At 67.1% G+C, this 12,831-nt stretch carries 10 protein-coding genes and 1 pseudogene; 6 read left to right on the plus strand and 5 right to left on the minus strand.

Annotation, left to right across the window (positions count from 1 at the left end; genetic code table 11):
• The first annotated feature begins 31 nt into the window (after positions 1–31).
• The 3 genes from ABZ370_RS42200 to ABZ370_RS42210 are packed head-to-tail and all read left to right on the plus strand — an operon-like array spanning position 32 to position 3,749.
• Positions 32–556 carry a PadR family transcriptional regulator gene (locus ABZ370_RS42200; protein WP_358633297.1) on the plus strand — a complete coding sequence of 175 codons (525 nt, stop codon included), beginning with the start codon at positions 32–34 and terminating at the stop codon, positions 554–556.
• Positions 553–1,239 carry an ABC transporter ATP-binding protein gene (locus tag ABZ370_RS42205; protein WP_358633300.1) on the plus strand — a complete coding sequence of 229 codons (687 nt, stop codon included), beginning with the start codon at positions 553–555 and terminating at the stop codon, positions 1,237–1,239. The genes ABZ370_RS42200 and ABZ370_RS42205 overlap by 4 nt, the downstream gene beginning before the upstream one ends.
• Positions 1,236–3,749, plus strand: a complete 2,514-nt coding sequence (locus ABZ370_RS42210) for an FtsX-like permease family protein (RefSeq protein ID WP_358633303.1) — start codon at positions 1,236–1,238, stop codon at positions 3,747–3,749. The genes ABZ370_RS42205 and ABZ370_RS42210 overlap by 4 nt, the downstream gene beginning before the upstream one ends.
• 102 nt (positions 3,750–3,851) lie before the next feature.
• Here ABZ370_RS42210 and ABZ370_RS42215 read toward each other — a convergent pair whose 3' ends face one another.
• Positions 3,852–4,808: a LysR substrate-binding domain-containing protein gene (locus ABZ370_RS42215; RefSeq protein WP_358633306.1), complete on the minus strand. Its 957-nt coding sequence runs from the start codon at positions 4,806–4,808 to the stop codon at positions 3,852–3,854.
• Positions 4,809–4,944: 136 nt separating this feature from the next.
• Between ABZ370_RS42215 and ABZ370_RS42220 the strand changes: the two are divergent.
• Positions 4,945–5,079, plus strand: a pseudogene (locus ABZ370_RS42220) (peroxiredoxin); the annotation flags it as partial.
• 38 nt (positions 5,080–5,117) lie between these two features.
• Positions 5,118–6,701 (plus strand): recombinase family protein, encoded by a 1,584-nt coding sequence (locus ABZ370_RS42225; RefSeq protein WP_358633308.1) that lies wholly within the window; start codon positions 5,118–5,120, stop codon positions 6,699–6,701.
• Between the two features lie 177 nt (positions 6,702–6,878).
• On the opposite strand, the gene ABZ370_RS42230 is transcribed toward ABZ370_RS42225, so the two are convergent.
• The 4 genes from ABZ370_RS42230 to ABZ370_RS42245 all read right to left on the minus strand — a co-directional run bounded on the left by ABZ370_RS42230 (position 6,879) and on the right by ABZ370_RS42245 (position 10,919).
• Positions 6,879–8,234 carry a replication initiator gene (locus ABZ370_RS42230; RefSeq protein WP_358633409.1) on the minus strand — a complete coding sequence of 452 codons (1,356 nt, stop codon included), beginning with the start codon at positions 8,232–8,234 and terminating at the stop codon, positions 6,879–6,881.
• A gap of 553 nt (positions 8,235–8,787) precedes the next feature.
• Positions 8,788–10,125 (minus strand): FtsK/SpoIIIE domain-containing protein, encoded by a 1,338-nt coding sequence (locus ABZ370_RS42235; protein WP_358633311.1) that lies wholly within the window; start codon positions 10,123–10,125, stop codon positions 8,788–8,790.
• Positions 10,126–10,315: 190 nt separating this feature from the next.
• Complete coding sequence (locus ABZ370_RS42240; RefSeq protein ID WP_358633314.1) at positions 10,316–10,549, minus strand: hypothetical protein; 234 nt, start codon at positions 10,547–10,549, stop codon at positions 10,316–10,318.
• Positions 10,536–10,919, minus strand: coding sequence for a hypothetical protein (locus ABZ370_RS42245; protein WP_358633317.1), 384 nt, complete (start codon positions 10,917–10,919; stop codon positions 10,536–10,538). The genes ABZ370_RS42240 and ABZ370_RS42245 overlap by 14 nt, the downstream gene beginning before the upstream one ends.
• A 206-nt stretch (positions 10,920–11,125) precedes the next feature.
• Here ABZ370_RS42245 and ABZ370_RS42250 point away from each other — a divergent pair, with 206 nt between their 5' ends.
• Positions 11,126–11,902, plus strand: a complete 777-nt coding sequence (locus tag ABZ370_RS42250; protein ID WP_358633320.1) for a GntR family transcriptional regulator — start codon at positions 11,126–11,128, stop codon at positions 11,900–11,902.
• The last annotated feature ends 929 nt before the right edge of the window (positions 11,903–12,831 follow it).

The following is a 12,831-nucleotide window of genomic DNA, read 5'->3' on the forward strand; positions in this document are numbered from 1 at the left end:
CGAGGTATACGCGTGGTGTAGAGTGCCGTGCATGTCAATCGGCCACACGCTGCTCGGACTTCTGGAGTCCGGTCCACGACACGGGTACGACCTCAAGCGCGCCTTCGACGACAAGTTCGGTCACGACCGCCCGCTGCACTACGGACAGGTCTACTCGACCATGTCCCGGCTCCTGAAGAACGGCCTCGTCGAGGTCGACGGCGTCGAGCACGCGGGCGGTCCGGAGCGCAAGCGCTACGCGATCACCGACGCGGGCATCACCGATGTGGAGCACTGGCTCGCTCAGCCCGAGAAGCCCGAGCCCTACCTCCAGTCGGTCCTCTACACCAAGGTCGTCCTCGCGCTGCTCACCGGGCGCGACGCCGCCGATCTGCTCGACGTCCAGCGCGCGGAGCATCTGCGGCTGATGCGCGAGCTGACCCAGCGCAAGCGCGGCGGCGACCTCAGCGACCAACTCATCTGCGACCACGCCCTCTTCCATCTTGAGGCCGACCTGCGCTGGCTTGAGCTCACCGCGGCCCGCCTCAACCCACTCGCCAAGGCGGTGCGTTCATGACTCCGGCGGGCTCCCTGCTGATGGCCGACGACCTCCACAAGTCGTACGGCCACACACCCGCGCTGGACGGCGCGGAATTCTCCATCCACCCCGGCGAGGTCGTCGCCGTCATGGGCCCCTCCGGCTCCGGCAAGTCGACCCTGCTGCACTGCCTGGCCGGGATCGTCCGGCCGGACTCCGGCTCGGTGCACTACGGCGGGCGCGAGCTGTCCGCCATGTCGGACAGCGAGCGCAGCGGCCTGCGCCGCGGCGAGTTCGGCTTCGTCTTCCAGTTCGGCCAGCTCGTCCCCGAGCTGACCTGTGTGGAGAACGTCGCGCTGCCGCTGCGGCTCAACGGGGTCAAGCGCAAGGAGGCCGAGGCCCGGTCGCTGTTCTGGATGGAGCGGCTGGAGGTCGCCGCCGTGGCGGCCAAGCGGCCCGGCGAGGTCTCCGGCGGCCAGGGGCAGCGCGTCGCGGTGGCCCGCTCGCTGGTCACCGGGCCGCGAGTGCTCTTCGCCGACGAGCCGACCGGCGCGCTGGACTCCCTCAACGGCGAGCGGGTGATGGAGCTGCTGACCGAGGCGGCCCGGGAGACCCGTACGGCCGTCGTCCTGGTCACCCATGAGGCGCGGGTCGCCGCGTACTCCGACCGCGAGGTCGTCGTGCGCGACGGCAAGGCGCGGGACATGGCGGGCGCCCGATGAGCGGCCCCGACGACGGCCACACCGGCCCGGGCGGCCACACCGGCCAGGCGACTCTGACCCTGAGGACCGCACCGCCCCAGCCCCCGGCCCCGGCCCCCGAGCCCCCGCAGCGCCCCGGCATCGCCCGCTGGGCCGCGGACCTCGCCATGGGCGGGCGGTTCGCGATCAGCGGCGGACGGGAGAGCTGGGCCAGGACGATCATGACGGCGGTCGGGGTCGGCCTCGGCGTCACGCTGCTGCTGTTCGCCGCCTGCGTCCCCACCATGGACGCCGAGCGCACCGCGCGGGCCAACGCCATCGCCGCCTTCGGCTTCGGGGAGGAGCCGAAGCCGGGCCCCGGCACGGTCCACCTCGCCCAAGCGGACACCGACTTCCGCGACATGGACATCTCGGGCATGGTGATGGCGCCCGACGGCGAGGGTCCGCCCCATCCGCCGGGCGTCAGCGGCGTTCCGGCCGCCGGGGAGATGTACGTCTCCCCCGCGCTGAAGAAGCTGCTCGCCTCCGACGAGGGCAAGCTGCTCCGGGACCGCTTCCCGTACCGCGTCGCCGGGGTGATCGGCGACAGCGGACTGTCCGGCCCCACCGAGCTGCGCTACTACGCGGGGATCACCCCGAAGCAGTTCGACAGCGTCCCCTCCAGCTACCACCTCGACACCTGGGGTGCCACGGACACCAGCGGCGACGGGCTGGACCCCATGCTGGTGCTGCTGGTCATCATGGGCTGTGTGGTGCTGCTGCTGCCGGTGCTCATCTTCATCGCCACGGCCACCCGCTTCGGCGGCGAGCGCCGCGACCGGAGACTGGCCGCGCTGCGGCTGGTCGGCGCCGACATCCGGATGACCCGGCGGATCGCCGCGGGCGAATCGCTCTTCGGCTCGGTCCTCGGGCTCGCGGTCGGCGCCACGCTCTTCCTGCTGCTGCGGGAGGCCGTCGGCGGTGCCTCGATGATGAACCTCAGCTTCTTCACCTCCGACATCACGCCCACCCTCCCGCTCGCCCTGGCGATCGCGCTGACCGTGCCCGCCTCGGCCGTCGCCGTCACGCTCATCGCCCTGCGCGCCATCGCCATCGAACCACTGGGCGTCGTACGGAACGCCACCCCCAAGCGGCGGCGGCTGTGGTGGCGGCTGCTGCTGCCGCTCCTCGGCGTCGGGATGCTGGCCCCGCTCGCGGGCGGCTTCGGGGCGACCAGTTCGGGCGGCGGCGACTTCCAGGCGTACCAGGCCGCGGCCGGTGCCGTGCTGCTCCTCATCGGCACCACCGCGCTGCTGCCGTGGATGGTCGAGTCCGTCGTGGAACGCTTCGGCAAGGGCCCGGTGCCCTGGCAGCTCGCCACCCGGCGGCTCCAGCTCAGCAGCGGCACCGCGGCGCGCGCGGTCAGCGGCATCACGGTGGCGGTCGCCGGGGCCATCGCGCTCCAGATGCTCTTCGCGAGCGTGCAGTCCCACAGCACCGAAAAGACGGACCAGGACCCGAACCGCGCCCAGCTGTCGATGGGCATGGTGGTGGACAACGGCGCCCAGGCCCGCGACGCCTTCGACCGGCTCGGCGCGACCAAGGGCGTCCGCAGCGTGCTCGGGGTCACCCAGGACCAAATCTCCAAGCCGAGCGGCAAGGCGAAGGACCCGGCCGACATCCCGACCGACTCCCTCACCGTCGCCGACTGCCCCGCACTGCGTGAGTTGGCGCACCTGAAGAGCTGCCGGGACGGCGATGTCTTCGTCGTCGGCGCACCACCGGCCGACGCGGAGGCCGATGGGGAAGTGGCCTACGCGCCGCCCCCTCAAGTCCCCTTCGCGAAACCCGGCGCGCAGGTCAACCTGAGCTTCGACGACGAGGGCATGCCCACGATCGGCAAGCAGAAGCTGTGGACGATCCCCAGTTCGGCCACGACGGCGAAGCCCAGGAAGGATCCGACCGGCACGTACCGCTCCGGCGTCTTCGCCACCCCCGGCGCCTTCGACATCACGCAGCTGGCCGACCCGCAGGCGGTGGCGATGATGCGGATGGACCCGAAGGTGCCGGACGCCAACGAGTACGTGCGCAACGCCAGCGTGACGATCGACCCGGCGATGGACGTGATCCAGATCTCCGGCTTCTCGCAGTCGGACGACTTCCAGACGATCCGCAATGTCCTGTACATCGGCGCCACCGCGACGCTGCTGCTCATCGGGGCCAGCATGATCGTGACCACCCTGGAGCAACTGCGGGATCGCAAGCGGCTGCTGTCGGTCCTGGTCGCCTTCGGCACCCGGCGCTCCACGCTCAGCTGGTCCGTCCTGTGGCAGACCGCGATCCCGGTGGTGCTGGGTCTCGCGCTGTCGGTCGCGGGCGGACTGGCGCTGGGCACGCTGCTGCTGAAGATGGTCGGTGAGGAGATGGCCGTGGACTGGGCCGGACTCGCGATGATGACCGGCATCGGCGCGGGCGTCATCGTCCTGGTGACCCTGGCCAGCCTGCCTCCGCTGTGGCGCATGATGCGCCCGGAGGGGCTGCGTTCGGAGTAGCCGCCCCGTCGATAGGCCCGGAACGCGCCGTCGCGGCGGGGAGGAGGAACCCCCGCCGCGGCGGCGCGTCCGCGTGCGTCCCGCGTCGGCGTGCCCCTCGTGTCAGCGCGCCACCCGCACCGGCAGCGGCCGCACCGCCTCGCGGAGCGTGGCGGCCAGGGCCTCGAACTCCTCCGCCCGCGCTGCCCCGGCCCGCATGGCCAGGGCGATACGGCGGGCGGGGGCCGGGTCGGCGAAGTCACCGGTGGCCAGCTCGCCGTTGCGCCCGGTCTCGACCCGCAGCGCGGTACGCGGCAGCAGCGTCACCCCGAGCCCGCCGCCCACGAGTTGCACCAGCGTGGAGAGCCCGGCGGCGGTCGTGGTCACCGGGGCTCCCTCGGTGCGACCGGCCTCGCGGCAGATGTCCAGGGCCTGGTCGCGCAGGCAGTGGCCCTCGTCCAGCAGCAGCAGATCCAGCTCCTTGAGCGCCTCGCGGGGGATGTCCGTACGCCCGCCCAGCCAGTGGTCCCGGGGCGTGACCAGCACGAAGTCCTCGTCGAAGAGCGGCAGTTCCACCACCCCCGGGGCACCCAGCGGGACCGCGAGCAGCAGCAGGTCGAGCCGCCCCTGGGCGAGCCCGTCCAGCAGCGAGCCGGTCTGCTCCTCGTGGACCTGGAGGTCGAGGCGCGGGTAGTTCTCGTTCACCACCCGCAGCACGGTCGGCAGCAGATACGGGGCCACCGTCGGGATCACCCCGAGCCGCAGCACCCCGGTGAACGGCGCCCGCGCCGCCTCGGCCTCCTCCAGCAGCGCACCGACCTCCGCGAGTACGGAGCGTGCTCGCACGGCCAGCCGCTCACCCGCCGGACTGAGCAGCACCTTGCGGGTCGTACGCTCCAGAAGCTGAACTCCGAGCGTGTCCTCCAGGGCCGCGACGGCGCCCGAAAGGGCGGGCTGGCTCATCCCGATGGCGGCCGCCGCATCCCGGAAGTGCAGATGCTCGGCGACCGCGGCGAACGCCTTGAGCTGGGACAAGCTCGGCTGACGCGGCTTTCCGGCGGGTGTCGCTGTTGCGGCCACTGATAGCCACCTCCAATCAACTTCACCGAGTCTAGCTATTTCACTGATCAATGTGCGATGTGCCAGGGTGGAGATCGTCCAACCCCGGGAAACCCCCACAAAGGGTCCCTCCCACGCGAAAGCTGCAAGGAGAAACGTGCTCACTGTCGGTGACAAGTTCCCCACGTACGACCTGACCGCCTGCGTGTCGCTGGAAAGCGGCAAGGAGTTCGAGCAGATCACCCACAAGTCCTACGAGGGCAAGTGGCGCGTGGTTTTCGCATGGCAAAGGACTAGCCAACCACCCTTCTTTTTTTTAGCGTGGTTGTCATGACCAGTACACGACGCAGCAGCCTCCAGACCAGCACCGACGTCGCAGCCTTCGCTACCGGCGACCTGGTTCCCCTAGGCGCGTACGCCCGCCTCAGCGAGGACAAGGCCCTACGCGCCGACGCGGACCCAGAGCGCGAGGAGGGCGAGCAGACGACCGACCAGCTCAAGCGGTGCCGCGCCGCCGCCGCCCGCCACGGCGGGGTGATCGTCAGGGAATACAACGACAACAACACCCCCGCCAGCGATCCATTCATCACACGCACAGACTTCGAGCGGATGCTCGTGGATCTTGAGAGCGGGGCAATTCGCGGAATCCTCTTTACTCACTCGGACCGCCTAGCGCGACTGGAATACGACGCAGCCCGCATCAATCGCATTTTCGCCATGCATCCCGATTACGTCGGCCGAGAGCTTGACGGGAGCGCGGATCTTTCCACTCCAGAGGGCCGGGCAATGTTCATGATGAAGGCGACAGTGGGTGGTCTGGAAGTACATAACACACGCCGCCGAGTCAGTGGCACAAACAAATCCCGGGCCCAACGAGGCAGGAAGGGGAAAGGACGCCGCGCCTTTGGCTGGCTCAAAGACGACGAAACGCTACACCCAATAGAGTCAAAAGATCTCAGGGCCGCCATCCTTGCAATTCCACGGGGAAAACTGGTCGGCGAAATTCGCAAGGAATGGATGAAAAAGGGCTACGTCCCTCAGAGGAATTCTAATGGAAAGCAGAATCTGCCGGTTGCACACAGCTCCGTAGAACAGCGCCTTGTGAATCCTCGCAACTGCGGGTACGTCACTTACGTCTCCGTGGCAGAAAGGCGCCAAAACGGGCGCTTATGGCTCCCTGATCACGTGGTGGAAGTAGACGGAAAGCCGGTGACCGGAAAGTGGGACACAGTCTGCACCCCGGAGGAATGGCGGGCATGCGTAGGGACTCTTGAGGAGCGCAAGAAAGCACATCAAGAAGGGCTCACCAAGCCGCATTCTACGATCGTAAAGTACCTCCTTTCAGGGTGGGGTCGATGCGGGAAATGCAGTTCTGTGGTGTGGATGAATCCCTACGACAAGAGTAAGCCCGCATACGAAAAATACGGGTTCCGATATGCCTGCCTGGTAAATCAGGGCGGATGCGGAGGAGTCACACGCGTGGGTCCGCCAGTCGACGAGCACGTGACAGATGCCTATCTTGAGCACATGCGCCGGAACATTGGAGCCGTCGAACCAGTCGAGGCGGAAGTCCCCGAGGACCACGAGCCTCGACTACAGGAAATTGCCGCCGAAATCGACGTCACCAATGAGCGGCGCAGGGAGAAGCGAATCTCGATAACGGCAGCACTGGACATAATCGAGGAGCTAGAGCAGGAGAAGGCGCAGCTAAAGCGCAAACAGCGGGAGGCTGCTGCCAAGATCGCACAGGTATCCACGAATTCCACGCCGGACCTGCTCAAAGAGTGGGAGAATTACACAATCAGCGAGCGCCGGGCCCTAATGCAGCAAGAAATCCGGACCGTGATCATTCACCCAGTGGGACGCGGAAAGCGTTTCGACCCACGGTTCATAGAAATTGTGTGGCGCGAATAAGACCCCAATAGAAAGACCCCCCTCATTGCCGGAGGGGGGTCTTTCTATTCAAGAGGTTTCAGGCCCCATAGTTTCAGCATGCGCTTTCTCCATGCTTCATCACGCCGAGGAGCCTTCGCCAACTCACGCTCCATCCATTCCTCTTTTGTCATGGGCTGGTGCTTCTTTCTCGCGTGCTCAGCCAAAGCCACCACCCGCCGCAGCTTTGCCGTTTTCCTCCTTTCCGATATCACGAGCCACGGCAAGATCCGCAGCGATTCCCGTCGCTATCTCCGCCTCAGCCAATGAGTGACCCGAACTGGCATAGCGCCAAGCCGACTCCACTGACAGCTCTTCCGCGCTCTCTTCTCTGTCTCCCGACCGGTATGCAGCACGCACGGCTTGGAGCGCCGCGTAGGTGGTGGAGTACCGCCGGGATTTGGTGAGGACATGCCCCCTGTATCCAAGGGTGTGGGCCCAGAGACGCAGGCGCAGGGACTCCAGGGCAGGAATGCCGCCGAGACGCCAGCAGGCGCCCATGAGGGCCCGTACATGAGAGGTGACGGGCAAAAGGCCAATCTCCGACGCCGACTCAATCGGCCTGTCTATTCCCCCGACATCTCCCACACTCTTACTGACGTACTTAGCCACGTACGCGGCCACCGCGCTATCCGTGACTGTGGCCCGCGCAGTCTCAGCGCTGATTGGGTGCACGTCGAACTGGTCACCCCACTTGATGATGTACTCCCCCAGCGCCGGAGCGTACGGCGTTCGAGTTTCCACGTCCTCTACCGCACTCTCAACGACATCAGACAGCACCCGAGAACTGACCTGCGATGGCGGTGGCGTTGAAGGACCATCCGGACCATCCACCCGAATCACCGCGTGCACATGAACAGCGCCGCGTTTCTGGTATTCCGCGACTTTCGCGAAAGAGACCCGCAGGTGATCATTCAAATCACGCTGCTTTACGGAAAGGGTCGCCGCCAAATGACGTCGAATCAGAATGCAGGTACGGTTCCACAGCTCGCCCGCTTTCGCGTGCCAGAGAACATGAGCCGAGTACTCATAGCAGGCTGGACACAGCGGCTGACCAACTGCGTTATCAGAATCGTCATGAATGGCGCCGCAGCCCAGATGGCTTCCATGGGTGCATTGGTCGCCGGAGCGTCTAGGCCGACACTGCTGATCAGTGGTAGCACGATGGACTGGCCCGAAGCCCGGAGCTGTCAGGGTGACGAACAGCCGGGGGTGGCCAGCAACAGCAGAGGTGACGGTTTTCCCGCCCAGGAGTCCGGCGCGCACCAGGTGGAACGTGTCGCCGCTATGCATGCGAGAGCATGGCCCACAGCGGCTCTCACGGCGGTTTCCGCAGCGGACGGCCAGGACGCCGTGAGGCTCATTGGCAGTGCTGTAGACCCGCAGCACGTCGCCCGTCGCTGCTTCACGGGTGGTGGTTTGGCCAGAGAGGTAGATCGGGTGGGCGCAGCCGCCGATGGCGTGCATTTGGTCGAGCCAGCGCCGGAATTCAGGGTTTTGGACCACCCGGATCATGTCGCGTTCGGTACTTGTGAGAGCGCGCAGGCGCTCCGCCGTTAGGAGTGCGGAGCGCCGTGCACGATCGTCATTCCAGACGTTCACGGAGGTGCCCTTTCTCGACGGGCCGTCAGGAGGACGGCCACAGAATTCGGATGGATGAGGTGGGACATTGGTGCGTACTCCTTTGTGTGGCCCGGGGTATTGGTGGCTTGCTGCAATCGCAGGGATGGCGAACCGGTCAGTTCCTAGGCGGCCGACGCCGACAGCAGCGACACCGCCGGAGACGGCCACTCCGAGTGCGGAAACGCAGCCGCCCGCAGCCACGGCACCTCACATATAGGTGAGGCATGATGCGCTCCTTTCTTGATCAGCTACCCGGGAAGGACGTAAGTCCGCACCCATTCCAGGAAGTTGGCGATTGTGAGACCTGGTGTGGTGCTGGCCATGGTGAATCCCCAGAGGAAGAAGAGGGAACCGACCCACCACACGACTTCCCGAGACCGTACGACCATGACGCAGAGAATTCCCAGGATGACAGCGAGCGGAATTGCCTCCGACTCACTCAGCATTACGCGCCCCCTCCTTTCACTGCGCTCATAGCTCGTACCAGCGCGGGCATTGCCGGGGTCCGGCCTGAATTCGCGGCCGCGATTTCCCGGGCGTCAGCAGCGGTAGTCATCTGGGACCGCACACGCGACCAGGTACCGCCGACCGTCGTAATGGCCACACCTTGTTCTTGCTCCGTGATCGTTTGAGCTGCCACTACCGCGTCCTCAGCGAGGTCACCGAGCGCCATCTCAGCCGTCTGCTGATCATGGACGCGATGGCAGATACGGCCGCCGAGTTGGGCCCGCAGCGCCGTGACACCGGCACCCAGCTCAGACCCCATGCGCTGCCCCGCGACGACCAGGTGCAGACCGAGAGCCGCCCCGAGCTGCCCCAGCCGGAGGAGGGCAGTCGAGCACTCGGCAGCCTCTTGCCGACTGATCCGGGACCCATCGACGAGGTACAGCTCGGCCAGCTCGTCCACCAGGACCACGACCGGCACCGGCCGTACTGCCTCAGGCAGGTCCCATATGGACCGAGCCCCCGCCGCACGGCAGATAGCCATGCGGTCCGCCGCCTCATCGCTGAGCGCCACCAGGACGGCCAGGGCCTCCGACCTGCTACAAGCCAGCGCGGACAGCCGCCGTTCGAAGAGGGACAGTTCCATGCCGCCTTTGCAGTCGATCCCGACCAGCGCGACCGGCTGCGGCGCGAGCTGGCAGACCATGGCAGCGAGCAGTGTGCTCTTCCCGGATTGGGTTGCGCCGACGACCAGCCAGTGCGGCACCTGTCGCAGGTCGATACTCCACCCAGCGCCTGTTTCCATACGGCCCACGTGCGCAGCGAGAACCCGAGTCGGCTCTCGCCTCAGCACTGCATCCGCGTCGGCCAGGGGGTCTCTCCAGGTCGCTGTGATGATCACTTCACCACGCCGTGCGGAGACGACCCGGACCGCATGCACTCGCCACGCGTGCGCCATGGCAGGAGCCGCTTCCACGAAGGGAGCGGGCGTCTGCCCCGGGTGCAGTTGCACGCGCACCACCAGGCCGTCCCGAGTGGGTACAGGCAGGCCAAGCCGTGGCGGGATCATCCGGACCGCGCGACCGGTCACGATCATGTCCTTGCCGACAAGGGCACGAGGCGGTTGCCGCTGCACTGCCAAGTCGGCATTGCGGCTGAACTTCCGCCAGGTGAACCGCATCCGCAGCGCGACGGCCGGGAAGCCGCCCAGGTACCACCGCCAGGGCAGCGCCCCCAGGCGCCTCAGCCCACGAGGCATGGGGGGCACACGGTGTTCCCATCGCGGTTGCGTCAGCACTGCCAGCAGCAGCGCGAACCACACCATCCACTGCCACGACATCAGTGATCACCTCCTTGGTTCTCCCGGGGGTCCTGACACATCGTCAGGTGTACTTGGCGGGCGTCGCGTGCGACGTCCTCAGCGGTCCGTGCCGTCAGAGCCAGGATCTGTGTGACCAGGGGCCCGCCGGTCATGGCCGTCAGCAGGGCGTCGCAGCCAGCCAGTAACCTGAGATTGCGCATGAGCCGCTTTACTTCTGCGTCGGCGTGTCCCACCAGCGACCTCCCGATCCAGCGCGCGCGATCATGGTCTGAGCGAGATGGGCGGTGGCCATGGCGACCCGGGCCAGCCGTTCCCGCTCGGCCGCGTCCATCTCGTCCACTTCGGCGGCGTCGAGCTGCCGCGACAGCTCATGCACATGGCGCCGCAGGTCGGCCCAGCCCACGACCCGCTGAGGCAGGCCCGAGGCTTCACCGAGTCCCATCGTCACCACCGCCTGTCTTCGGTCGACCCGTCGCCGGAGACGTCTTAGCGGCCTCATCTGTCGACGTGACGGCCGCAGCGCGGTACGACGTGCCGTGCCGGTCGCCCATCTCCCAGGAGATCGCCACCAGGTCGGTCACCCGCACCCGGGCACCCTCAGCGATGATCGGGGGCTCAGCGCCCGACACAACCACCTCGATCACGTCAGCGCGGCGGGTCTCCGGCTGCCGCACCGAGATGCCGACGACGTAGGTACGCCGCCCCTCCCGGTCAGTCCTCACCTCACCCGTTTCGGGATTCACGCGCGGCTCAGCAGGCACCACGCACATCAGCGTGCCGAGCCTGGCCACATCCACGGGAATGGTCCGCATTCAAGATCACCTCTCTCATAGCTCGCCCTGTCGTCACTCGTACCGACGAGTGACCGAGTGACGAGCATGCGTCATGTTGACCAGAGGGGGCAAGCTCTTATCCTGATGAGTGGCCGTCATCTTGAGTGCAGTACAGATTGCGTGCAGTACATCTATTCCGTCGACCTACGCCCAGCCGGGCCTGACACCGCCTAGGAGCGCACCCCATGCCCAGCAACAGCGCCGACGCTCTACAGCCCCACCAGCCCCTCTACAGGCAACTGGCGGGCATTCTGGCCGCAGCGATCGCCGCAGGCGAGGAGTACCCGCCAGGTAGCCGACTGCCGAGCGAAACAGAACTCGAAGACCGCTATAGCGTCTCCCGCAGCACCGTCCGCCAGGCCGTTGCCGAGTTGCGCCGCATGGGACTCGCCGTGAGCAAGCACGGCAAAGGCACGTACGTGCGCGAGCAAGCCACCCCCGTCGCAACGATCAAACGAACGCTGATCCGACGCGGCAAGAACTTGATCATGGGTCACCAGCTCGACGAGGCCGAAGAAGCCACGGTCACCCGAGACCACGTCAGTGGGGACATCGAGGCACTGTTTGCCCGAGGCCCGGTCCACGCGCTCACCACCGACCGGCTACTGACAGACCCTAAGACAGGGGTGCGCGCGACCCACCGCACGATCATCCCGTTCGACATCGCCGACGAGGTGCCAGCGCTTGCCGATCAGCCCAACGCCAGCCCTACCGACCTCTACGGGATACTCGCCGAAAGCGGGCTCACACTCACCTGGTGGGAAACCGTCGACGCCCGCACCGCCCGGCCCGACGAACGCGCCGCACTGCGCATGGCCGACGACGCCGACACCATCCTGATCACCCACCGCGTCACCGAGGACCAGGACGGCCGGGCACTCTTGGTCGAGGAGATGCGGACGAGTCCGGCGCGGGTCCGCCTCGCCTACCGCATCACGCCGACCACTCCCAAGCGCGGCTGAATGCGTCTAGATCTTCTTTACTTGCTCAAGGGCGCGCCTGCGGCGCGCCGGGCGGCCTAGGCGCCCCGACCGGCTGCGGCCTGACGGCCGGTCCGGTCGGACGCCAAGCCGCCCGACGACCACCAGCGACCCCGAGCAGCACGAAGCCCCCGCGCCAGCCGCAGGGGCTTCGTTGTGCGGGCACCAGGCGGTCGACCTGACTCCCGCGGAATTCAAAGTGCCTGGTCACCTCGGTGGCCGTAGGGCACATGTGCACGGGTCGTCAGCAGGTGCAGGTGTCCGCGTGGTCTCGCGCGGCGAACTTCGACGGGGTGACACCGGCGTTGAACCGTCGCTGCCCACACCCAGTGCACTTGACCCACTCGCCCCCACGTCGGTCACGCTCCACACGTACCGTGCCGCGCCCCCGCGTCCGGAACCCTTGCTTCTCTGGCTTTGCTCGACCCCACCTCATGCGCTTCCCCTCTCGTTGTGGCACTAGCCATGCTCCGCGTCACCACCTACCGGTGACAAGAGGTCCCATCGTCGTGGCCGGTGCGCTGTGGCTGGGGCCGACGGCCTACGAGGCTTTAGGCAGCCACCATGGGGCGAGCCTCTAAGAACAGGGGGCCGATCGGTCGCAAACGCGGGCAGGATCACAGACCCGCCCGATTCGCCGCGCCAGCGTAAGGCCCCCTGTTCTCTCGCCCCATGGCAGCTCCCGCCCAAAGCCTCTACGGCCGGCGGCGTGCCCCACCTGCACGTTTACGGCACCGCGCGTTCTAGCGGCACCCCGAAGCCCGCCCAGGCCCAGCCCCCGCGCCACGCCTGAGTAGATCCGCAACATGGCGCACCTGTGCAGGACTTACTTGCCCGGCAAGGCGCACCACCGGTTCACCCTTGGTGTCCGTACTCGGAACCGCCAGCACTTCCCCCCTATCCATGACACC

This window comes from Streptomyces sp. NPDC005962 (assembly GCF_040629205.1).
In the GTDB taxonomy this organism is placed as follows: domain Bacteria; phylum Actinomycetota; class Actinomycetes; order Streptomycetales; family Streptomycetaceae; genus Streptomyces.